Below are 25,189 nucleotides of genomic sequence, written 5' to 3' on the forward strand. Positions count from 1 at the left end.
ATTGTTAAAACATGAACGCTGATAAATGTATTTTTAAATATTTAAAGAGTTAAAAAATGTTCCCTAAAATAAACCCAACTGAAACGACTGCTTGGAAAGAATTAATTGCTCACCAAGCGGAAATGAAAAAAGTGCAAATGACAGACCTTTTCAAAAAGGATACAAAAAGGTTTGAGAAAATGAATATTCAGTTTGATGATATTCTTTTTGATTATTCTAAAAATATTATGAATGACGAAACGTTGCAAAAACTTTTGAATTTGGCGGAAGATTGCAAGGTAAAAGAGGCGAAAGAAGCAATGTTTGCCGGAGAAAAAATAAATCAGACTGAAGATCGTGCCGTGATGCATACTGCCTTAAGAAATTTTTCAGTAGAGCCCATTATAATTGATGGCCACGATATTATGCCTGAAATTCGTAAAACCCGACAAAAGATGAAATCTTTTTGTGAAAAAATTCACAGTGGAGAATGGAAAGGATATTCAGGAAAGAAAATTAAAAATATCGTCAACATTGGAATTGGAGGAAGTGATCTCGGTCCAGTAATGGTGACTGAAGCTTTGAAACCTTATTGGATTGAAGGAATTGAAGCACACTTTATTTCGAATGTAGATGGTACTCAAATTGTAGAAACGCTCAAAAGTTTAAATCCCGAAGAAACGCTTTTCACCATTGCCTCAAAAACATTTACGACTCAAGAAACAATGACCAACGCTCATACAGCGCGAGATTGGTTCTTGCAAACGGCTAAAGAAGAGAAATTTATCGTTCAACATTTCGTGGCACTTTCTACCAATGAAAAAGGAGTGCAAAAATTTGGAATCGCACCCGAAAATATGTTTGTATTTTGGGATTGGGTAGGAGGTCGTTACAGCATATGGAGCAGTATTGGGCTTTCTATCGCGCTCACGATTGGCTATGACAATTTTGAGAACTTATTGAAAGGAGCTGAATCAACCGATAAGCATTTCCAAAATACCGATTTTAAGGAAAATATTCCTATAATCATGGCACTGATTGGTATATGGTATACTAATTTTTTCGGTTCAGAAACTGAGGCGATTTTTCCATATGATCAGTATATGCATCGTTTTCCAGCTTATTTTCAACAAGGTAATATGGAAAGCAACGGTAAACATACCGAGCGGAATGGGAGATCGGTGACTTACAGTACAGGACCAGTAGTCTGGGGAGAGCCTGGCACGAATGGTCAGCACGCATTTTATCAGTTAATTCATCAGGGAACTCATTTAATTCCGTGTGATTTTATTGCTCCCGCAATCAGTCATAATCCGATTGGTCTTCATCATCAAATTTTAATTTCTAATTTTTTTGCACAAACAGAAGCGCTGATGAATGGAAAAACTGCAGAGCAGGTATTTTCTGAATTGATAGAAGAAGAAATAAAGAAATTAGAAATGGAACAATTGATTCCATTTAAAGTATTTACAGGAAACAAGCCGACGAATTCTTTTTTAATGAGAAAAATTACACCATTTTCTTTAGGAGCATTGACAGCACTTTATGAACATAAAATCTTTGTTCAGGGGGTTATATGGAATATTTTTAGTTTTGACCAATGGGGTGTTGAGCTGGGTAAACAGTTAGCCCAAAAAGTTCTTCCTGAACTACAAAATAATGAACAGGTAGAATCTCATGATGCTTCTACAAACGGATTGATTAATACTTACAAAAGATGGCGCGTATAGTATATTTTTAAAAGATTTAAAATTTAATAAAAAGTTTATTTAAATCAGAACTACTTATTTGTGCATTTTTTGATGTATATCCGAAAATCGTCATTATTGTATTTTCTCTGCGAACTTTACTCAATGAAATGCCTTTGCAAAGCTCAAAAAAGCGTGTAAAAACAGAATTTTTTGTAATTAAATCTCTCGAACTTCGCGTTTAAAATTTGCAACAGGATTGAAAACGGATTTACATTATTCTTTTTAATTATATTAAATAATACAAAATATTTCATTCACATTTCATAGAATTTGGCTAGAATGAGCAGTATAAAGTAAATTTATTGCTGGTGAAATAACAGATATTAATTTAATTTGAAATCCCCATCGCAGCGTAATATGCTGCACCCATTAATGCTGTTTTATCATTGAGCACAATTTTTACGGGAATTGTTTTTAGCAAATGTTTCATTCGGCCAACGTTGGTGAAGTTTTTATAAAATTCATTTTTATCTATCAAATCGAGAACTTTCGGAGCTATTCCCCCGCCAATATAAATCCCACCCGTCGCTTTTGCTTTTAAAGCGAGTTGCGCTGATTCTGTTGCGAGATATTTTAAGAATAATTTGAGCGTTTCCACACAGGTGGAATCTTTATTTTCTAAAGCTGCGGAAGATATTGCAATAGCTGCATCTTCATTTTTGATTTGTTCTGTGAGCCATTCCGGTTCTTTCTCACCTTTGTACTTTCTTAAAAATTGATAGATATTTTTTATTCCCTGTCCGGAAACAACTCTCTCCCAACTTACATGATCAAATTCATCGTTTAAATATTCCCATAATTTCATATCCAGATCATTGCTTGGACCAAAACTGCAATGCCCGCCTTCTGTTGCATAAGGATGATATTTCGAACCATCCCAATACATTCCTGCTTCGCCGAGTCCTGTACCAGGAGAAATGATTGCGGCATTTCCTTCTCCTTTTTTGTCTTCAGTTAAAACGATAAAGTCAGATTCTTCGAGTGCTGACAATCCAAAAGCATTAGCCTCCAAATCATTGATAAGAAGAATACGTTTAATATTTAACTCCTTTTCCAGCTTTGTAGCATCTATTTCCCAGGCAAAGTTGACTCCATGTACTTTATTTCCTTCTACTGGTCCTGCAACCCCAAAACAAGCACAGTCTATAGTGGATATTTCATCGCCGTAGAATGCGCGAAATGCATTAATAAAAGAGTCATGATCACTGGTTGGGTAGCGTTCAATTTTGATAGAAATCAATTGACCATCTTCAATTTGGAAAAGAGCAAGATCAGTTTTAGTCCCGCCCACATCCGCAGCCAAAATAGTACCAGAGCTTGGTAAGCTATTTTCACGAGAAGGGTAGGCCATCGCTAATTTTAGGACTCTAATATCAGGTAAGGAAATTGTTTTGTAATTTTCCATAATTATTTGGTTCTGTAGTCAACACTATTTATTTTCAATCAATTTCTATAAAGCTTTCTCCAGAAATCTACCATATTTTTGGGATTTCGCATAGTTATCGATAAACTTTTCATTTTCAAAAATGGTCTTTCCTCCAACTAAAACTCTTGAGACAACACCATTATTTCTATTCACTAACCGTTCATAATGACCAAACTCTTCTATAGGTTCAATTTCGACATTTTCAGTAATATTGTTAAATTTAGTAGGATCGATGATCACTAAATCTGCTATTTTTCCTTTAGCTAAGTAGCCACAGTCCAAATTAAACCAATCTCCCTGTTCTTTGGTCAATCTCCAAATGCACTTTTCCATGGTCATTATAGGAGTTCCTTTGTCAATAGACTCTTGTACTGTTTTTATCATTTTCAAAGGAAAGTTGTAGAAAGCCATATTGTTAAGATGTGCACCAGCATCTGAAAAACTAATTAAATTGTAAGGAAAGTTATATAGTTTTTTATACTTCTCTTTTCTGTCATTAGCAATAGTTGTGGTCCACCGTATTTTTTTATCATATTGAATAATAGTGTCTAAAAATACATCCACAGGATGCATATTTTTTTCTTCTGCTATTTCATAGAAGTTTTTTCCTATTAAACTCGCATCCGGAGAATCGATAATCACCGCTTTACTTAAGTCTTTATGCCATACTTTAGGAGCGAATTTTCTCTTTATTTCCTTTTTAAAATTCTCGCGAAACTGTGGATTTTTTATTAATACATTTCTTTTTTCAAGCTCTTTTGCTAGATCTCTAAGCGCTTCACCACTAGGAAATTCCTCAAACATTACAGAATCTACACCGTCATAATAAACCGTAAAGGGACAAGGTGGCGATTGCATTCTAAAATCGGCCTTTCCCAATACATTAATTCCCTTTGAGGCAAATGCGATAATGGGATATATATACCGATCCCCAATTAAGTCCATCATTGCGATCATGGTCGTTTTTAAAGGTTTTCTAAAGAGACCGGTACTTGCCAGCATATAATTAAATGCATTAATTCTCGTTACCAGATTAGGAGCACCTTGAAGAACTGCATCTCTCTTTCGAAGTAGTTCAATTAAACTCTTTCTTTCTTTCTTTCCAGGAAGAGTAAAAAGATGGGGTTTTATGCGACCAATATTTATCTCCATCCATTTTGTCCCACGGGTTGTCCATGGTTGAAAGTCCTATAAAACCCTCATCCAGAGCATCGTTAAGCATTTTAAGCATCAACTCCTCTTCTTGTTTGGTGGCTGTTTCACCATCTTTCAAAGAACGCTTAATCCCCATTGCCTTCATTCGAATATCGGAATGACCTACAAAAGAAGCGATATTGATTCCTAACGGTAATTTATTGATATAATCTTTCCACTCTTTTGGGGAATTCCAGGTTTTTTCTTTTTCCAGTAAAGGAAGCATTACCTCTCTGGGAATTGCTTCTACTCGGGTAAAGGCATCAGCGGTATCTTCTGGATTATTAAATATAGCAGAAACGGAACAGCTTCCTAAAATTATCGTCGTAACACCATGTCTTGCCGACTCTTTGAGGCCGGGAGAAGCAATAAGCTCCGCATCATAATGCGTATGTGAATCGACAAAACCAGGAACGACCCATTGTCCTTCCGCATCAATGATCTCAAAGCGCTCATCAAAACGTATATCTGAAGCTATTTCTTGTATTCGGCCATTGTCATCAATTAATAAATCCTGTTTAATCGCTTTTTGATTTGGCAATCCAGAAAAAAATAATCCATTTTTGATAAGAGTGCTCATGATTTCATTTATTAATTTGTGTATGGCTAAAGTTTATTCTATTGCTTAATAGATTTAGCAACTAAATTACTAATAACAAATCATATTTAAATATGTTATCTGTAAACCTTTTAAATATTACGATGGATAGCAGTTAAACAGCGTCTTTTTACTCTAATAGTATAAAACGCTTCTTAGATCCTATAAATCAAAGTTATGTGATAACTAGAATAAATATTGATATTTTGGATTGATATTTTTTATTAAAAATAAATCGTATCATCTTATTTTTAAAAAAAACGGTTGGTATATTGACATAAAGAAAGGAATTCCGATTCTGGAATTCCTTTTCATTTACTGAAAATTGTATTTTAAAAAACTTCTTTATAAGAAAGTATTGAAATATTGGAAAATACTAATTCCTACATTTTTTTAGATTCATAGTCACTTTCATTTCCTAAACGATCAACTGACTTTACCGCAATGTTATTTAGTTTTTTACCATTCTTAGTTACAGGTAAAATTTTGGAATTCATCGTTTCATCTAAAATTTCAGTTTCCCAAGTCTCTCCATATTTTAGGTACAGGATCCACTGAAATACTTTCTTAGGCTGTGGAGAATTCCATTTTAAATTAATTGAATTACTGCTGCTTTCTGCAAAAAGAATTGGTTTCACTAAAGGATCCGTTGTAATCCAAGGAGTCAGTGGGGTTAGCGCTTTGGTTTTATAAATGTTTTTAACAGCATTGTACATGTTCATATTTTTTGATAAACCGTCTACACTATAGTGAATTGTCCCAGCATTATCTTTTAAAGTATTTCGGGTAGTGTTAATCTGACTTACAATTTCTGCAGGACGATCGGATACATCGCGCATTCCAATCGTATTTAAGCCAGGCCACAGATGACGCTTCATTGTGTTTTCACTTTTCCACCAACTGAGTAAAGCATTAAAACTTTGTGGACCATCATTTTTCCAATACAGTTGTGGTGAGAAGTAATCTACCCAACCTTGATTCAACCATAACTTAGCATCCGCAAACAGTTCATCATATTGTGATGACCCTTTAATTCCTTCTGGAAAACCCGGTTTCCAAATTCCAAACGGACTGATTCCGAATTTCACATAACTTTTTTCCTGTTTAATTTCATCATGAATTCTCTTGATGAATTTATTTACGTTTGCTCTTCGCCAATCTGCTCTGGAGAGATTTCCTCCTCGTTTAAGATAGTCATTCCAGGTTCTGTTATCTGGAAAATCTTTACCACCATTATATTCTTTATACGGATAAAAATAATCATCAATATGAATGGCATCGATATCATATCTTTTTACCAAATCTTTGATTACAGCTGCCGTATGATCTTGAGTTTTCTGGTCAGAAGGATCCATCCAGTACATTCCGTTGCGGAGCTTGATAATTTGGTCCGGCATCTTTGAAACGATAGACTCTTTTGTAATCGGTCCGCCAGTCGTGTGATGGGCTCTATATGGATTTAGCCAAACATGCAATTCCATTCCGCGCTGATGAGCTTCCTTAATCCAAAATTCTAAAGGGTCATAAAATGGGACAGGTGCTTTGCCGATCGCACCCGTCAAGAAATACGACCAGGGTTCCAAATCACTTTTGTACATGGCATCTGCTGAGGGGCGCGCCTGAAAAATTACTGCATTAAAATTGGCTTCTTTCAATAAATCTAAGATTTTGATCGCTTCATCTTTTTGTTGTTGCGACGTTAGGTTATTTTTTGACGGCCAGTTGATATTTGCTACCGTCGCAATCCAGGCAGCACGAAATTCACGATCTACTTCTGGCAGATTAAGTTTCGTTTCAGGTTTTTGAATAATCGGTTTTTGAGGAGTAGGTTTTGTAGTTACTGGTGGTTTTTTTGAAATTTTAGCAACCTCTTTTTTGGTGGCACAAGAAGTAATGAAAAGGGAAAGAATTAGTAAATATATAGTGGTTGCTTTTGCAAAGGAATATTTCATAAGTAAAATTTAAAAGAAAAATAAATAACGTTTTAATATTATTAAAATTGTCTATTTAAGTTAAGAAGCTTAATTTAATAATCTAAAAAATGACAGTCGCAAATATATAAAAAGCAATGTGAAGAAAGATTTCAGTTAAAGATATAAAAAACAGGACTTTCTAGTATTAGTCCTTTAGCCATTTGTTGATTTCTTCAAAAGTCTTTTCGGGTTGTTCTATCCAAGGGAAATGACCGGATTTATCAATTAAAACTAATTTCGAATTCGGTAAATTTTTATGAAGTTCATCGGCATATTTTGGTGGGTTGTTAGTGTCAAATCTGCCATTTATGATCAGGGTTTCGATGTTTAAGTTTTTAAATTTAGTTTGAACATCGAGGTATTTTTGCCTTTGGTCAGGCGTTTCAAAATAATATTTGCCATTAATAGGTTTTCTTCTTCCTGCCTCGGAAATTAACCTTGTGATCGGAATTACTTTTTGAGAGCTTTCTTCATCATAAGTCCACCATTTTATTGGTGCATTAGATAAGTTTCTTCCACTTTTATCGATGTATGTTTTATTCACGTACATATATTCCCAATCTTCCACAACTTGTGAAAACCATTCAGATTCACTTTTTCTTTTATTTTCAGAATCTCTTTTGCGTCGTATCGTTTCATCCATATCCCCAATAAAACTCGTTCCGGTCAAAATTAAACCTGACACATACTCAGGATACTCAACCGCATATTGCAAAGCTACTGCACTTTGATCAGAATGTCCAAAGATCCAAATTTTAACAACACCTATTTTTTTACGTAACAAATCGATTTCCTTTGTAAATTGATCACTATTATAATCTTCTAATTTCTTTGGTGCTTCGGATTTACCAGTTCCACGAGAATCATAATAAACCATAGTGAATTTATCTTCAAGAGGTTTTAAAGTCATTTCATATCCAATTTTTCCTGAATTTGGATGTCCAACAAGCATTACAGGTCCACGTCCTTTTACAGTATAATTCAGAAAAATTCCATCAATTTTTTCATAGAAATCGCCGTGCTCAATTTTTGTTTTTGATGTGCAAGAAGTTAAGATTACGAATATGGTAATTGAGAAAATTACGAAATATTTTTTCATAGATGAATTTGAATTTCTTTTAATTATTACAATACTAATCTAACAAAAATAAAAAAAAGAGTTCCAAATTTATTTGGAACTCTTTTATAACCGGCTAATACCTATTTAATTTAAATCAAATTAAAAGTTTAGCTTTTCGCACCTCTTTCAATTCTTTTTCTTTCGTTTTCTGAAAGTACTTTTTTACGCATTCTGATAAAGTTCGGAGTTACTTCAATCGCTTCATCACCTTGGATGTATTCCATACATTCTTCCAGAGAGAATAATTGTTTTGGAGCGATGTTACCATCTTTATCTTTTCCAGAAGCACGCATGTTGTTCAACTGTTTTGCTTCCACGATATTCACTACTAAATCTCCTGGTTTGTTTTGCTCACCAATGATCATTCCTTCGTAAATTTCTTCACCCGGATCAACAAAGAACTTACCTCTGTCTTGTAATTTTGCGATAGAATATTCAGTTGCCGGTCCTTGACCTTTGCTGATTAATACCCCAACTGATCTTCCTGGGATTGAACCTTTGAAAGGTTTATAGTCAGTGAAACGGTGTGCCATAATAGCTTCACCTGCAGTTGCTGTCAACATTTGAGAACGCAATCCGATCAATCCTCTTGAAGGAATTTCAAATTCCATGTGTTGCATTTCACCTTTCGTTTCCATGATATGCAAATCACCTTTACGCTGCGTTGCTAAGTCAATTACTTTAGAAGAATATTCGTCTGGTACATCAACAACCATTGTTTCATAAGGCTCACATTTAACGCCATCAATTTCTCTGATGATCACCTGTGGCTGACCAATTGTCATTTCATAACCTTCTCTTCTCATCGTTTCGATCAAAACAGAAAGGTGAAGAATACCTCTACCAAATACTAAGAAAGTGTTGGCATCTTCGGTAGGTTCAACTTTTAAGGCTAAGTTTTTCTCTAACTCCTTATATAACCTTTCTTTCAAGTGATTTGAAGTTACATATTTACCATCTTTTCCGAAGAAAGGAGAGTTGTTAATAGAGAACGTCATATTTAGAGTAGGCTCGTCAATAGCTGTTCTTGGCAATGGTTCTGGATTTTCAAGATCAACGAATGAATCTCCGATCTGGAATTTATCAAACCCTACAATCGCACAGATATCTCCGGCCTTCACTTCCTGAACTTTTTTCTTTCCTAAACCTTCAAAAACGTATAATTCTTTTACTTTTCCTCTGATTACTTTACCGTCTTCCTGCGCTAAACCAATTGTTTGACCTTCTTTAATAGAATTTCTTCTGATTTTTCCGATCGCAATTCTACCTAAGAAAGAAGAGAAATCTAATGAAGTGATCTGCATTTGCAAGCTTCCTTCGAAAGTTTCCGGTTCTGGAACATATTGAATGATACCATCTAATAAAGGAGTAATATCATCAGCAACCTCTAAACTTGTGTTGAACCAACCTTGTTTAGATGAACCGTAGAATGTTGGGAAATCTAATTGCTCTTCTGTCGCTTCAAGATTAAAGAATAAATCAAATACCTTGTCATGAACTTCATCAGGACGGCAGTTTGGTTTATCAACTTTATTAATTACTACGATTGGCTTCAAACCTAATTCTAAAGCTTTGTGTAATACGAAACGAGTCTGTGGCATTGGACCTTCAAAAGCATCTACTAAAAGTAAAACTCCATCGGCCATTTTTAAAACTCTTTCTACTTCACCACCGAAATCGGCGTGACCTGGAGTATCGATTACATTAATTTTGTAATCTTTATACTGTACCGAAATATTTTTCGATAAAATGGTAATTCCTCTCTCACGTTCCAAATCATTATTGTCCATGATCAGGTCACCTGAATCTGCCTGATTTTCACGGGCAATAGTGGTTGCGTGGATGATTTTGTCAACCAAAGTCGTTTTTCCGTGGTCAACGTGCGCAATAATTGCGATATTTCTAATGTTTTGCATAATCATTTTTTGACGGTGCAAAAGTAATCTTTTTTCGTGAAAAAATAAGAATAGTTTCGGAATTTAATAAAATTTTATCTTAATATTTATAGAAAAAATAATTTTAGATAGAACAACGTTAGATCGGGTTCTTTTTAAATACAAAATAAAGAAGGAAGTTCTATCTAATCAATCAGTTATTTATGGTAATACTTAAGTATAATTCAATGAATAACTGCGCAGAAAAATTTTATAATCAGGAATCAATATTTTTAGAGGTTATTCGAAACTGAGGATTGAAACAAAAATTAATCTTCTATTGAATGTTCAATGTAATTATCGTCATTGATTTTGAGATGGATATAATCTTCTTCAAAAACAGAAATTAATAGAATTCCTTTATTAAACCTATTTCTCTACATATGCTTACAATGAAAAAGACAGCTAAAAATGCCGTCTTTCTATTCCTACCAAATGTAATCTTATAGATTTGCATTAATTATACTATCAAAAATAGGTTTCGTTATTTCAGCAAATCGAGTTCGAGAGGATTGTTATTCTTCTTACGGTCTTCTACACTTTTTAATTGTCTCTGTCTTAAAACTTCTGATAATTTGATTTCATTTCCATCTGCACCCATTATTTTAACATTAACATTACTTCTACTTACTAATTGTCTCAATGATTTTGTGGGATCAGAAAGTTGTTCCAGATATAACTTTTTATATTTAGGATAGTCAATGGTCACTTCTTTAAAGTAATTGTTTTTTTCCTCCAATTCTAATTTATGGATGTCTACATATGCGCCAATACCTTTCAATATAAACGAATGCGTTTGCTTTTCATCTTCAATTTTTACAATTAGCCCTGGTAATCCTTGAAATTTATATGGACCGTCTGGAATTGGCAGGTCCGTCGCAAACCAAGCAGTCCACTTTCTCCCAAATAAATTGGTAACGGCTTTCTGAACTTCAAAATTCTCAATATTTTGTTTTTCGCTACTGATCGTCCAGTCGGGTTTTCTATTATCAAGAACTTTGTATGGGTCTGTTCCAACTTTTGTATGCAAAAATGTTTCAAATTTAGGATAGCTTTTAGATATGGTGTAAAGTATTTTTCCTTTATAAGTTTCTTTAACATTGATAATATCTGAACTAGAATTTGCCATTTTTTGGAGTTCAGCATGTTGCAGTGAATCAGATTTAAATTTATTTAGACTATAAAATATTGATCCATTAGGACTTACATCTAGAACGACCAATTCTTTCTGTGCACCGGTCATATTGGTAGAATACATAATATACGAGTATTCGTAGGTAAAGCGCTTATTTTGAGCAGATAAAAAGATCGTGGTCAATAGCGACAGTACAATTAGTTTTTTCATAATTTTCGTGTGAAGATAAAAAATATTTGTAAAACTAGCAGGGGTATAAATCAATTACAAGGAAGTGGTGAAAAAAATTATTTTTGGAGCTTAATTTGTATTTCATCCGTCTTCTTTCCTTGGTACCCTTTTTTAAAGACATGCATTGATTTAATACTGGATGGTTTTAAATTTTGCATTTCTGCATTGGTCGATATTTTTCCATCAATAAAAATATTTATTTCTCTGCCTAATAAAGTTTCCGGTTTCTGTGGCTCTATCGCAATGATTTCCGCGCCTTCTATATTCTGTTTGAATTCTGAATATTTTAACTTTTGCTCAGCTTCGTTCATCTTTATTTCTGTTTCTTTCATTCTCTTCTGAAACTCCGGAGAATTAAAATTTCTTTCAGCGGCTTTTATTTTTTCTTCCGCAACTTTCATTTTCTTCTGATATTCTGGAGAATTAAATTTCTTTTCGGCTGCTTTGATTTTTACTTCTGCATCTTTCATTTTCTTCTGATATTCTGGAGAATTGAATTTCCGTTCAACTTCTTTTGCTTTCAATTCGATCGCTTTCATTTTTAATTTGAAATCATTCGAATTATAGTATTGATCGATTTTTGAATAGAGTTGATCTAATTCACCATAATTTTTATCAACGATTTTCATTTTATTTTTAAAATCTTCGGTGTTGAAAATTGCATCGATTTGAGTACCTAGGGAATTCATTTGTTCTTCAAGTGCTTTGAATTTTGGATTGTCAAAATCTTTATTTTTACTAAGTTTCTGAAGTTCTTTACTTTTTGCATTCATTTCTAAAGTCAGTTTTCCAGCTTCTTTTTGCTTTGCAGTTAGGCTTTCCTGCAAAGGTTTCAATACTTTCTGTTTTTCATCAATCTGACTTTGAATTGAATGGAGGTCAGTATTAATTCCTACATTATTCTCTGTTTTTGAATAAGGTTGAATGGTGTCAGATTTCAGGTTAGAAACCAATTTTTCAATTTCCTGATTGGTATTTTTTATTTCTTTGTTTTTCGCATTAATTAAATAAACGAATGAAAGAATAAATAAAAGAGGCAACGCAAATATTCGTCGCGCATAACTGAATTTTGTTTTTGATTTTTTAAGCATTGTTAATCTTTTTTTGAGGTTAGAACTAAGGAACGGACTCGTTGCAGGAAACTGTTTTCCGGAAAAGTGACTTGCCAAAAGCATCTGCGCAAATGCTTTCGTGTCCGAGTTTTTTAAGGCTTTTTTATCAGCCAGATATTCGTGTATTAAATTGATTTCTTTTTTGATCAAATAAAAGAAAGGATTAAACCAAAATAGGGAAGTGGTGACTTCGATAAAAATTTTGTCCCAGGAATGTTTCTGTTCAATGTGAACCATTTCATGTCTTAAAATCTGACGACCCAAATCGGACTGAATTTCAATAGAGTTTTTCCAGAATAAATTTTTGAAATAGGAGAATGGTGCTTCTGCCAAATCAGTTTGATAAAAATTGATTCCTTCGAAGTTTTCTTTGTTAAATTTCTGTTTTAAAAGCTGAATTTTAACCAGTCCGAACATTAATTTCGTTAGAAAAAAGACAGCAACCAGTCCAGTTAGAAAAGCACCAGTTTTAAAATAATTGAAATCATCATTTAAATTATTAGGTAAACTTAGGTTTTGCAATCTATTAATTAATAAATAGATATCACTGTTTACTTCAAGTGTAAAATAACTTACTTTCAGTAAAGGCAATAGCAAACTAATCACGACAGCCGCGAGCAAATAGAATCGGTTGTAATGATGAAAAGTCTTATCTTTCAAAAACAGCTTGTAATAGAAAAACAGTATTGCTGAAGTGAAAACAACTTTTCCGAAATATAAAAATAGGGTTTCCATCAGTCTTTATTTTTTAATTCATTTAGTAACATCTCCAAGTCTTCAACACTGAGTTCGTTTTTTTCAACCAGAAAGGAAACAGCGTTGGTATAAGATCCTTCAAAGTAATTTTTCACTAAACTTTTCATCGATTTTCCACTGTATTTTTCTTTAGAAACCAGGGGGGAATATTGATGCTGTCTCCCGAAAACTTCGTAATCAACGAAATCTTTTTCTTTCAAAACTTTGAGGATGGTTGAGACCGTATTGGTATGCGGTTTCGGTTCTGGAAATTGCTCAAGAATATCTTTAAGAAACGCTTTTTCAAGATCCCAGAGATATTGCATTACCTGTTCTTCAGCTTTTGTTAATTGAGAAATTTTCATATCACTATTTGTTTAGTGATACAAATGTAGAAATAAATTTTAATCATACAACTATTTTTATAGTGATAATTCTAAATTTTATTAAAGTACTGATTATCAATAGAAATAATTGTAATTTTATAAAAGAGACTTACAATTAAAAAAATAAAATACATTTGAAATGAAATAAATCATTAAATTAACCTTCATAATAAAGTTAAATTAGACAAAGGAATTATTCTTGCTATTAAATATCTAATCATTAAAAATTTTAATTATGAACACTAAAAGACTATCAGCTGCGTTGGAAAAAGCGTTGAGCGAACAAATGAATGTAGAATTATACCAATCACATGTTTACTTATCGTATGGGATTTGGGCAAGTGATGAAGGTTATGATGGAATAGGAAATTTTTTATTTCGCCACTCTTTAGAGGAACGCAATCACGCCATAAAATTCATGGAATATATTTTAAATAGAGGTGGAAAACCAACCGTAACTGCTTTGAAAGCGGCTGATAAAGATCCTAAAAATTTAAAAGAATGTTTTGATCGGGTTTTTAAACATGAAGTTGAAAACACAGAGAAAATATACAATTTGGTCAATATCGCTTTTGAAGAAAAAGACTGGGCAACCTGGAATTTCTTGCAATGGTTTGTGAAAGAACAAATTGAAGAAGAAACGTTGGCGATGGATCTTATTGATAAATTAAAAATTGCGGGCGGAAATGAAGCAAGTGACGAATCGTTATTTAACTTAGATAAATACTTAGGACAAGCTCCCGACGACGCTGAACTGGCAAGAGACGCAACTTCTGAAAAACCATAATATCTGAGAATTTTCCAACCACAAAGTCACAAAAGAATCAATTTTCACTACGAAATTCGGCACTACACAAATTTGAAAATCTTTGATTTTCCAAACTTTTGTGAAATTTAAAAAATATTTTTCACAAACTCTAACAATATTTTTTAATAAAAACTTTTGTGACTTTTGTGGTTTAAAAAAGACAGATAATATGTTCAAATTTATAAAAGACTATTAAAATCTGCTTTGTCAAAAGGCAGATTTTTTTTATTCCATAACTCACTCAAAATCTTTATCTTTGCCAACTCTCAATTTAATGGGTTTAAAGACGACTTTAAACCTTCATTTATAAACTTTGAACTAAAGATATGAAATGTGGAATCGTAGGTTTACCCAATGTAGGTAAATCAACCCTTTTTAACTGTTTAAGCAATGCCAAAGCGCAATCTGCCAACTATCCTTTCTGTACGATCGAACCAAACATTGGAACCGTTTCTGTACCGGACGAGCGTTTGTTTGAACTTGAAAAATTAGTGAAGCCTGAAAGAGTTTTGCCAGCAGTCGTAGAAATTGTTGATATTGCAGGTTTGGTAAAAGGTGCCAGTAAAGGAGAAGGTTTAGGAAATAAATTCTTGGCGAACATTAGAGAATGTGAAGCGATTATTCACGTTTTAAGATGTTTTGAAAATGGAAACATTGTTCACGTTGAAGGTTCTGTAGATCCCATTAGAGATAAAGAAATTATCGATATCGAACTTCAGTTAAAAGACATTGAAACCTTATCAAAGTCTGTTGAGAAAGCAAAAAAGTTCATTAAATCTGGTAAAAAAGATGATGTGATGACTTATGAAACGCTTCTTAATCTTCAGAAATTTGTAGAGGAAGGGAACAACGCGCGTGAGTTCCCTATGGATGATTTTGCTGAATCAATTATTTCGGAAATACAGTTACTCACTAACAAGCCAGTTCTTTACGTTTGTAATGTTGATGAAAATTCGATTAAAAACGGAAATGAATGGATTGCTAAGATCGAGGAAATGGCTGCCAGAGAAAATGCAGAAGTTGTAGTTTTAGCCGCTCAGATCGAAGCTGATATTAATGAGTTAGAAACTTTCGAAGAACGGGAAATGTTCTTAGATGAATTAGGACTAACTGAGCCGGGTGTAAACCGATTGATCAGAAAAGCCTACGATTTATTGAAATTGCAAACCTATTTCACTGCGGGAGTTAAAGAAGTTCGTGCCTGGACTATTGGTCGCGGCTGGACTGCACCACAAGCTGCAGGAGTTATTCACACTGATTTCGAAAAAGGATTTATTCGTGCGGAAGTAATTAAATATGAAGATTTCTTAAAATTTGGCTCTGAAGCTAAAGTGAAAGAAGCTGGTAAACTTTCCGTAGAAGGAAAAGAATATATTGTTCAGGATGGTGATATGATGAATTTCAGATTCAACGTATAAAGGATGGACGAATGGAGATGTTTTAAAATGGCTGTCTCCACCCAATTTATAAAGCGGACTTTGGTTCGCTTTTTTTATGACTTTATTATTCAAATAAAACTTAAATTACTGTTAAAGCCACACAGGATTGGGTTAAAAAGAAATTCAATTTGTAACTTTATATTTAAATAAAATAAATGACAAAGAAAGTAGCAATTATCATAGGAAGTTTAAGAAAAGAATCTTTCAATAGAAAAGTAGCAAAAGAATTCATGCGAGTTGCACCAAAAGGTTTAGAGCTGACTATTGTAGAAATTGGTGACTTGTGCATGTTCAGTGAAGATATAGAAAATAATCCACCGCAGGAGTGGATCGATTTTAAAGGGAAAATTGTAGAATCTGATGCAATACTTTTTATTTCGCCGGAGTATAACAGAACTATTCCAGGAGTTCTAAAAAATGCCATGGAAATTGGAGCCCGGCCTCCAAAGAACAATTCATGGAAAGGAAAACCTGGAGCAGTAGTTACGGTTTCCTCTGGTGCAATTGGCGGGTTAGGAGCAAACCAAACAATCAGAAATGCCGCCGTCTCACTTCACATTCCGATGATGCAACAACCGGAAGCATACATAGGCGGAATTAAAGATCGCTTATTGGAAGATGGGATTACCGTAAATGAGAAAACAGAAAAATTCCTGAAAGATTTTTTGGAGGCCTTTGAAAAATGGATTAATAATTTAACAGATTAGGCTTTTTTTAATCGCAGAAAAGTTTGCAAATTTTAATATGGGGTAAAATTTTTGCGCAAAATTTTAAATATCGATTTGCTTTCGCTATTTTTGTGAGTTACTGAATTTTAAAGTACTTTCAAAAATATATGAGCGATAACTCTACTGTAAATTATTCTGAAGATAATATAAGAACCCTCGATTGGCAGGAACATATCCGCCTTCGACCGGGAATGTATATCGGGAAGTTAGGAGATGGTTCTTCGGCTGACGACGGAATCTACATCTTGCTCAAAGAAATCATCGATAACTCAATCGATGAATTTGTTATGAAATCGGGGAAGCGAATCGAAATAAAAATTGATGATGGCAAAGCTATTGTTCGGGATTATGGTCGTGGAATTCCACTAGGGAAAGTAGTTGATGCGGTTTCTAAAATGAATACCGGTGGAAAATATGATTCAAAAGCATTTAAAAAATCAGTGGGTCTAAATGGAGTAGGAACCAAAGCAGTTAATGCGCTATCCGAATTTTTCAAAGTTAGATCTATTCGTGATGGAAAAATGAAAATAGCGGAATTTTCAAAAGGATTGATCACAGAGGATTTCAAAGAAGCTGAATCTACCGATCGAAACGGAACTGAAATCACATTTATTCCTGACACTTCCATTTTTACCCATTTTAAGTTTCGAAAAGAGTACATCGAAAAGATGCTTAAAAATTATTGTTACCTAAATCCTGGGTTAAAAATAATTTTTAATGGAGAGACCTATTTTTCTGAAAACGGATTAAAAGATTTGTTGCAGGAAGAAATAGAAGGAGAGATCATCTATCCGATCGTTCATTTAAAGGATGAGGATATTGAGGTCGCAATTACCCACTCAGACAAATCACAGTCAGAAACTTACTTTTCATTTGTTAACGGGCAAAATACTACGCAAGGTGGAACGCATTTAAATGCATTTCGTGAAGCGTATGTGAAAACGATTCGTGAATATTTCAATAAAAACTTTGAAGCGACAGATATTCGCAAATCTATTATTGCGGCAGTTGCTATAAAGGTGATTGAACCGGTTTTCGAATCACAGACCAAAACGAAATTAGGATCGAATGAAATGGAACCTGGTAAAGAAACCGTCCGGACTTTCATTACCAATTTTCTCAAAAATAAACTCGATAACTTTCTACATCAAAATTCAGAGATTGCTGAAGCAATTCATCGAAAAATCATTATTTCTGAAAGAGAACGGAAGGAACTTTCTGGTATTCAGAAACTAGCAAGAGAAAGAGCAAAGAAAGTGTCTCTTCACAATAAAAAACTGAGAGATTGCAGACAGCATTATAACGATCAGAAAGCTTTGCGAAAAGGCGAGACAATGATTTTTATCACCGAGGGAGATTCTGCATCAGGTTCGATTACAAAATCTCGCGATGTGGAAACTCAAGCAGTATTTTCTTTAAAAGGTAAACCTCTGAATTGTTATGGACTTACCAAAAGGGTAGTTTATGAAAATGAAGAATTTAACTATTTACAGGCGGCCTTAAATATTGAAGATTCTCTGGAAGATTTACGATATAACCACGTAATTATCGCTACTGATGCGGATGTTGATGGAATGCACATTCGTCTTTTGATGATTACCTTCTTTCTGTCTTTTTTTCCAGATCTTATCAAAAACGGGCACCTATATATTCTGCAAACTCCTTTATTCCGGGTAAGAAATAAAAAAGAAACACGGTATTGTTACTCAGAATTAGAACGCGTGAAAGCACTTGATGAGCTGGGTAAAAATCCTGAAATCACCCGATTTAAAGGGTTAGGTGAAATTTCTCCAGATGAATTCAAACATTTTATCGGAAAAGATATTCGTTTGGAACCGGTTGTACTTGGAAAAGATCAAACGATAGAACAATTATTAGAGTTTTATATGGGTAAAAATACGCCAGACCGTCAATTATTTATTCTTGAAAATTTGGTAGTAGAAAATCCAGAAATAGAAAATAAAGAAATATTTGTTGATAGCGAATTAGAAGAAGACTAATAAGAAAAACACAAACACAAACACAAACACAGATGAGATTAAATAACAGAAGTAAAGTAGGCCGCTTTAATTTTGTTTCGACCGTAGTATGTATTTTGATGGTTTTGGCCATCGTTCTTTTTATAACGGATCGATACAAGCTTAATTTAATGGGAAACAGCAGCTATTTAATACTGATTTTTCCCACTATTATTGCGATAATCTATTATTTACGGGGAAGGCAGATTTTTGAATATGACAGTGAGGGTGAAGCACTTAATTTCAAAAATCAAAATGTAGTTTTATTTTTTGATAAACCAGTAGTTCATGAATTTCCAAAATACAAATTACTGGAATATGAAATTGTAAATGCGGTAGTTTTAAAAAGATTGTATATTACCATTTCCAGCAAAAAAAGTGGAACAGTAAAGCTAAAGTATGACGTTTCCTATTTAACAAAGAAAGAATTACACGACCTTAAAATTTCCCTTAGCCGAGTGATCAGAAATAACAGAGAAAAAAAGATTGAGACGATAATTTAATGGAAGAGCAAGAAAATCATCAGGAAGATTCCCTGAGAAAAGTTTCCGGTCTGTATAAAGATTGGTTTTTAGATTACGCGTCCTATGTAATTTTGGACAGGGCAATTCCTTCTATTTTTGACGGATTTAAACCGGTACAGCGAAGAATTATGCACTCCATGCGCGAGCTGGAGGATGGAAGATATAATAAAGTAGCTAATGTAGTTGGAAATACCATGAAGTACCACCCACACGGTGATGCGTCAATTACAGATGCTATGGTACAAATCGGACAGAAAGAACTCCTTATTGACACTCAGGGAAACTGGGGAAATATCTATACCGGTGATTCAGCCGCAGCAGCACGATATATCGAGGCAAGACTTACCCCTTTTGCTTTAGAAGTAGTTTTCAACCCGAAGACAACAGAGTGGGCAAAATCATATGATGGCAGAAATAATGAACCAATAGACCTTCCAGTGAAATTCCCCTTGCTTTTAGCACAGGGAGTTGAAGGAATTGGAGTAGGACTTTCTACGAAAATTATGCCTCATAATTTCAATGAATTGATCGACGCTTCTATCGCACATTTGAAAGGAAAGAAATTTCAGATATTTCCAGATTTTTTAACAGGAGGAATGCTTGATGTTTCTCACTACAATGATGGGGAACGTGGCGGAAGAATTCGGGCGCGAGCAAGAATTATTCAAAAAGATAAAAATACACTTTGTATTACAGAACTTCCTTTCGGAAAAAACACAAGTGATCTAATTGATTCTGTTATTAAAGCGAATGAAAAAGGAAAGATTAAAATCAAAAAAATTGAGGATAATACTTCTGATCAGGTAGAAATAAACATTCATGTAAGCAATGATGTTTCACCGGATAAAACCATTGATGCCTTATATGCATTTACTGATTGCGAAATCCCGATTTCGCCGAATGCTTGTGTAATTGTAGGAAATAAACCGATGTTTCTTAACGTTTCAGAAATTCTGAGACAAAATACGGATCATACCGTTTCTCTTTTAAAAAAAGAACTTCAGATTGAACTGCATGAATTGCAGGAAAACTGGCATTTTTCTTCCTTAGAAAGAATTTTTATTGAGAACAGAATCTACCACGATATCGAGGAAGTGAAATCTTGGGATGAAGTTATTCTAACGATTGATAAAGGACTGAAACCACATACGAAGCATCTTTTACGAGCTGTAACAGAAGAAGATATTTTAAGATTGACAGAAATTCGAATCAAAAGAATCTCACGTTTTGATCTTGATAAGTTTAAAGAAAATATCTTGGCGCTGGAAGGTAAAATAGAGTTGGTAAAATACAATCTGGAACACTTAATTCCTTACTCAATTACCTATTATACTAATATTCAAAAAAAATACGGTAAAGGAAAAGAACGAAAAACAGAACTTCGAATTTTTGATACTATCGATGCCAGCAAAGTTGCTGTAGCAAATGAGAAATTCTATGTCAATCGCGAGGAGGGTTTTATTGGAACTTCGCTTAAAAAAGACGAGTATCTGTTTGACTGCTCAGATATCGATGATATTATCACTTTTCAGAAAGATGGAACGATGAAAGTGGTAAAAGTGGAACCGAAAACTTTTATTGGTAAAAATATAGAACACGTTGCCATTTGGAAAAAGAATGATAAGCGCACGGTTTACAACATGATTTACCGTGAAGGTAAAGAAGGTCCGTATTATATGAAACGTTTTTCAGTTACCGGTGTTACTAGAAATAACGATTATAAGTTAGCTTCTGATAAAAAAGGATCCGAAATGCTTTACTTCTCCGCAAATCCTAATGGCGAGGCAGAGAAAGTAAGCGTACTGCTAAAACCAAATGCCAGAGTCCGTAAAAATAAAATAGACATTGATTTCTCAGAACTAGCGATTAAAGGCCGTGACTCCAAAGGAAATGTTGTTACAAAATATACCGTTAAAAAAGTTGATTTAAAAGAAGAAGGGATTTCTACTTTAGCTCCCAGAAAAATCTGGTTTGATGATACGGTACGAAGATTAAATGCTGATGCCAGAGGAACATTACTTGGTACGTTCAAAGGTGATGATAAAATATTAACGATTAATTCACAAGGAGAAGCGAAGTTGATTACTTTCGATTTAAGTAATCGGTTTGATGATGAGTATTTAATCCTTGAAAAATGGAATCCTGAACAGCCGATCACCTGCATCTATTTTGATGGCGAAAAGCAGATTTATTTTATCAAAAGATTCCTGCTCGAGAATACGACCAATGTACAACAATTCATGCCTTCTGACCATCCAAAATCATTTGTAGAAAATATTTTGGTTGCGAATAATGCGACTGCAGAAATTATTTTTGTCAAAGTAAAAGGAATAGAGAAAGATCCGGAAATCATTAATATAGATGAATTTATTTCTATTAAAGGTATTAAAGCAATTGGTAATCAATTTATTAAGGATAAAGTAAAATCTATTAACATCATAATTCCAGAACCAGAAGAAGAAATTCATGAAGGATTTGATGTGGTAGAAGCTACGGAAGGACATATTAGTTTTATTGATGAAGATGTAAAAGACGAAGATTTTCCAGAAGAAGGAATGATTGGTGATTTATTTGATGTTCCGGAAGAATAAAAAATTACTTTCTTGTTTACAAACCTATAAAATGACGGAATCATTCTCTATCAGAATAATTTATGTTCTATTTTCTAGAAAAGGTAGTAAACAAAGATTATTTTAAAAATTTATAGATATATCCACATATCATCATTATTGTATTTTCTCTGCGAACAGTTCATCGATTTATTCTATTTTTAGTTAAACTAAAAAATAGCAGTTCAAACTGCGATTTTATTTTTAGAAAGGGTATCCGAATGCAAAATTAAGAACGGGTTTTAGAGGTTGCCATTTTTCAATGACCCAACGATTTCCCATCGGTTGGTTGGGATCGTACACTTTATAAGCAGCATCTAATCTCAAAGTGATGTACGCAACGTTGATTCGTACGCCAACTCCAGTTCCAACTCCCATTTGAGAAATGAACTTGTTAAACTTAAATTCATCTCCAAATCCATTATCTTTTAAACTCCAAATATTACCGGCATCCACAAAAGCTGCTCCTTCAAACATTTTACTAAACGGAACTCGATATTCGATATTGGTAGTTAATTTTACATTATCCATGATATAAGAACGGACTTTCTCATCTAATTGCGAATCAGATGGTCCTAAGCCACCAAACACTCGCCAGGCACGAATATCATTAGATCCCCCATTAAAATAGGAACGTACAAAAGGCATTGTAGATGAATTACCATAAGGAATACCAACACCGATAAATTGCCTCAGAGCAAGAGTATGCTTATCGTTGAAAAAGGTAAAATATTTTCTGACATCAAAATCGAATTTCACAAACTGAGAATAAGGGATATTAAATATTGTTTTAGAAGGCCCGCTTATTACTCCATCTTCTTTTTTCCTGTTATTAAATATTCCAAAAACATTCCCTGCCAATTCAAATTTTGCATTAAAATAGAAAGGGTTAGGTCGGTCTTTTTTACCAATTTCATTATAAATAAAATTATAAATCATTGACGATATTAAAATATCCTGCGTTTGCCTGTCTTTGTTAATTAAGGATTGGCGAAACGTATTTAATGTTCCTAGTTGATCGCCGGTTAGAGACTCTTGAAATGGGATGTCTCCTATAATTCTAGATGAAACATAGTCGGAAGTTACCAGTCCATTCTTAAAGTCTTGATATAAAGAAGGGGAGTAAATTTGAAACATTTGATCACGAAATTCTGCGTCCCGAGGGAAATATTCATAGTACCTGTCTTTATTTCTGGTGAAACTAAGCTGGGTATTAAAAAGAGAAAGACGATGAGATACAATATCATTCACATTGGCGAAATAATTTAAACTACCATTAACACCAATTCTACCAAGACCAATATTATTTTGAACAGAAGTACCTAAAATAACAGAAGAAGTAGGAGAGTACCGTTTTGGAATCAACTTCCACGTTTTGAAGGGCATCATTAAACGGGGAACACTTAAGGCTGCCTGCGCCGATATCTCATAGGCAATAATTCTTTTGCCAGTATCTTTTGAACTGACTACAGAACCAAATATCCCAGAAATACTTGTCGTTAAATTTTCTGCACCTCCAAATATATTTCTCGTTGTTAAATCAACGGATGGTGAAACGCCTAAATTTAAAATTTGAGAATAATTTATATCTGTAGCTGCTTTGAAATCATATTTTGAGAGTGGTGCCAAATAGTAACTAACATCTAAAATACTGTCACTTCCTTTTCGAAGAATCTCATCATATTTAATAATGCTAAAATTATTCATCGAGGAGATATTTCTTTTAGTTAAATCTAAATTACTTTGATTATATTTCTCGCCATTTTTTAAAATAATCGGACGCCATAATGACATGGTTTTGTATTGATTACCCAGTTTATAAAAATTAATTCCAAAAAGAGAGTCTTTTTTGGTTTGGGCAGTATCTGCTAATTTTTCTAAAACATGAACTTTAATTTTCCCAACGGTAGTGATTTTATAATCAGAATCAATTGAATCTTTATGGATATCCATTGTTAGTGGAACATTTTTTCTGCTTTGTAAAGTATCTGCGGTGAAGTATATTTCTTCGTTGGAATTATTGAACTTATAATATCCTGCATCTTTCATCAAGTCATTAATCCGTTTCACCTCTTTTTCTAGATCAGCTTGATCCAAGACTTTTTTGCCACGAATTAAACTTCTGCTTAAGTCCTGCTCATAGATATTCTTAATTGCAGGATCAGGAATATTATAGTAATAATCGCTGATATAGGTTGGATCTTTATGTGTAATTAAATAATTGACCTTTGCTTTTTTTGCTGCTGAATCTAAATCGTGTGTAAATTTCACATCCGTATCCCAATATCCACGATAAACCAAATATTTACGAATTGAATTGGCACTGCTTTCCGTTTTACTCTGGTCCAAAATCACAGGGGGTTGACCTAAATTCTGGAGGAATCTTTCGTAGAAGAGACTTTTCCCGACATATTCTGGGTGCTTGTATTTTATAAATAATGAATCGCGGAGCGCTTGATCTCTTACTTCATTAGGATAGGTCATGTACTCTGCAAGAATCGAATCATATTTTGGATTCGTAGCATTGTATAACCATAAGCCAACCGGCAAAATAAAAAGTTGTTTTTTATTTGGTTTTTGGCTCACATGATCGGGAACCTGATCGTCATGAACTTTACCATCCTCATATCTATAATTATTCTTGGTGAGGAGATAATCACCATCAGGAACTTTTTTTGTGGTACTACACGCATATAAAAAAAGAATCGTGATTGCAGATGAAAAAAATAAGTAATACTTTTGAAAATATTTTGAATAATGCTTACGGCTCATAAAATAAAAATTTTACAGTCTCTTGAAAAAAAGAAGTTCAGACAAAAATACAATTTGTTTTTGGTTGAAGGGAATAAAACCATCAAGGAAATCCCAAAATCTAAATATAAGATTAAGGAACTATACTGCCTCAATCCCCATGATTTTGATAATAAGGATTTAAATATTGTAGAAATTACTACTGATCAACTAAAGAAAATTAGTTTTCTGCAGAATCCTAAAGATTCAATTGCTGTTTGTGAACTAATAGAACATTGTATCAATCCACATGATGAAGTACAGCTCATTCTGGACGGAATTCAAGATCCTGGAAATTTGGGTACGATTATAAGATTGGCTGACTGGTTTGGAATTGACCAAATTATATGTAGTGAAGACACTGTGGATTATTATAACCCAAAAGTGATCCAGGCAAGCATGGGATCGTTCCTGCGTGTGAACATTGCTTATACCTCGCTCGAAACCTATTTTGCTGAGAATGACACCCCAATAATTGGTACAGACATGGTTGGCGAAAATATGTATCAATACAAATTTCCCCAAAAATTTAGTTTGGTTCTTGGCAATGAAGGAAATGGAATCCGCCCCGAAATGAAAAATTTACTGACAAATCGTGTAACAATTCCACGGTTTGGAAATACAAAATCTACAGAAAGTCTTAATGTAGCGATGTCTGCCGGAATAATTCTCAGCAAGATTTTTTCCAATCGATAAGAA

General features: G+C 33.7%; 18 protein-coding genes. 8 read left to right on the top strand and 10 right to left on the bottom strand.

From position 1 onward, the window contains the following. The first annotated feature begins 56 nt into the window (after positions 1–56). Entirely contained in the window at positions 57–1,709 is a 1,653-nt protein-coding gene (pgi, locus tag FNJ88_RS13700) for a glucose-6-phosphate isomerase (RefSeq protein WP_143853787.1), read from the top strand. Between the two features lie 349 nt (positions 1,710–2,058). Here pgi and glk read toward each other — a convergent pair whose 3' ends face one another. The 9 genes from glk to FNJ88_RS13745 form a co-directional block, all read right to left on the bottom strand. Further along, complete coding sequence (gene glk, locus FNJ88_RS13705) at positions 2,059–3,135, bottom strand: glucokinase (RefSeq protein ID WP_143853788.1); 1,077 nt, start codon at positions 3,133–3,135, stop codon at positions 2,059–2,061. Positions 3,136–3,180: 45 nt separating this feature from the next. After that, the gene (locus tag FNJ88_RS13710; protein ID WP_143853789.1) at positions 3,181–4,308 is read right to left on the bottom strand and encodes a hypothetical protein; all 1,128 of its coding nucleotides are present in this window, start codon (positions 4,306–4,308) and stop codon (positions 3,181–3,183) included. Then, on the bottom strand, positions 4,232–4,930 hold the full coding sequence (locus FNJ88_RS13715) for an amidohydrolase family protein (RefSeq protein WP_143853790.1): 699 nt from the start codon (positions 4,928–4,930) through the stop codon (positions 4,232–4,234). Before FNJ88_RS13715 ends, FNJ88_RS13710 begins: the two co-directional genes overlap by 77 nt. 401 nt (positions 4,931–5,331) lie before the next feature. Then, positions 5,332–6,900, bottom strand: a complete 1,569-nt coding sequence (locus FNJ88_RS13720; RefSeq protein WP_143853791.1) for a glycoside hydrolase family 10 protein — start codon at positions 6,898–6,900, stop codon at positions 5,332–5,334. Positions 6,901–7,066: 166 nt separating this feature from the next. Further along, complete coding sequence (locus FNJ88_RS13725) at positions 7,067–8,020, bottom strand: alpha/beta fold hydrolase (RefSeq protein WP_143853792.1); 954 nt, start codon at positions 8,018–8,020, stop codon at positions 7,067–7,069. Between the two features lie 128 nt (positions 8,021–8,148). Beyond that, positions 8,149–9,957 carry a translational GTPase TypA gene (typA, locus tag FNJ88_RS13730; protein ID WP_143853793.1) on the bottom strand — a complete coding sequence of 603 codons (1,809 nt, stop codon included), beginning with the start codon at positions 9,955–9,957 and terminating at the stop codon, positions 8,149–8,151. Positions 9,958–10,459: 502 nt separating this feature from the next. Beyond that, complete coding sequence (locus tag FNJ88_RS13735; protein WP_143853794.1) at positions 10,460–11,320, bottom strand: GLPGLI family protein; 861 nt, start codon at positions 11,318–11,320, stop codon at positions 10,460–10,462. 77 nt (positions 11,321–11,397) lie between these two features. Beyond that, positions 11,398–13,188, bottom strand: a complete 1,791-nt coding sequence (locus FNJ88_RS13740; RefSeq protein WP_143853795.1) for a M56 family metallopeptidase — start codon at positions 13,186–13,188, stop codon at positions 11,398–11,400. Further along, on the bottom strand, positions 13,188–13,553 hold the full coding sequence (locus tag FNJ88_RS13745; protein WP_143853796.1) for a BlaI/MecI/CopY family transcriptional regulator: 366 nt from the start codon (positions 13,551–13,553) through the stop codon (positions 13,188–13,190). Before FNJ88_RS13745 ends, FNJ88_RS13740 begins: the two co-directional genes overlap by 1 nt. A 256-nt stretch (positions 13,554–13,809) precedes the next feature. Here FNJ88_RS13745 and FNJ88_RS13750 point away from each other — a divergent pair, with 256 nt between their 5' ends. From FNJ88_RS13750 to FNJ88_RS13775, 6 genes are all read left to right on the top strand, one after another. Further along, positions 13,810–14,361 (top strand): ferritin, encoded by a 552-nt coding sequence (locus tag FNJ88_RS13750; RefSeq protein ID WP_143853797.1) that lies wholly within the window; start codon positions 13,810–13,812, stop codon positions 14,359–14,361. A 347-nt stretch (positions 14,362–14,708) separates the two neighbouring features. Next, on the top strand, positions 14,709–15,800 hold the full coding sequence (ychF, locus tag FNJ88_RS13755; protein WP_143853798.1) for a redox-regulated ATPase YchF: 1,092 nt from the start codon (positions 14,709–14,711) through the stop codon (positions 15,798–15,800). A 176-nt stretch (positions 15,801–15,976) separates the two neighbouring features. Then, complete coding sequence (locus FNJ88_RS13760; protein WP_143853799.1) at positions 15,977–16,528, top strand: NADPH-dependent FMN reductase; 552 nt, start codon at positions 15,977–15,979, stop codon at positions 16,526–16,528. Between the two features lie 128 nt (positions 16,529–16,656). Continuing rightward, the gene (locus tag FNJ88_RS13765; protein WP_143853800.1) at positions 16,657–18,549 is read left to right on the top strand and encodes a DNA topoisomerase IV subunit B; all 1,893 of its coding nucleotides are present in this window, start codon (positions 16,657–16,659) and stop codon (positions 18,547–18,549) included. A gap of 32 nt (positions 18,550–18,581) precedes the next feature. Further along, positions 18,582–19,070, top strand: coding sequence for a hypothetical protein (locus FNJ88_RS13770; RefSeq protein WP_143853801.1), 489 nt, complete (start codon positions 18,582–18,584; stop codon positions 19,068–19,070). Beyond that, positions 19,070–21,682, top strand: coding sequence for a DNA gyrase/topoisomerase IV subunit A (locus FNJ88_RS13775; protein WP_143853802.1), 2,613 nt, complete (start codon positions 19,070–19,072; stop codon positions 21,680–21,682). Before FNJ88_RS13770 ends, FNJ88_RS13775 begins: the two co-directional genes overlap by 1 nt. 222 nt (positions 21,683–21,904) lie before the next feature. Here FNJ88_RS13775 and FNJ88_RS13780 read toward each other — a convergent pair whose 3' ends face one another. Next, positions 21,905–24,472 carry a BamA/TamA family outer membrane protein gene (locus FNJ88_RS13780; protein WP_143853803.1) on the bottom strand — a complete coding sequence of 856 codons (2,568 nt, stop codon included), beginning with the start codon at positions 24,470–24,472 and terminating at the stop codon, positions 21,905–21,907. On the opposite strand from FNJ88_RS13780, the gene FNJ88_RS13785 reads away from it, so the two are divergent. After that, entirely contained in the window at positions 24,458–25,186 is a 729-nt protein-coding gene (locus FNJ88_RS13785) for an RNA methyltransferase (protein ID WP_143853804.1), read from the top strand. The two genes, FNJ88_RS13780 and FNJ88_RS13785, sit on opposite strands and share 15 nt — an antisense overlap. Positions 25,187–25,189: the final 3 nt, after the last annotated feature.

This window comes from Chryseobacterium sp. SNU WT5 (assembly GCF_007362475.1).
Taxonomy (GTDB): Bacteria; Bacteroidota; Bacteroidia; order Flavobacteriales; family Weeksellaceae; genus Kaistella.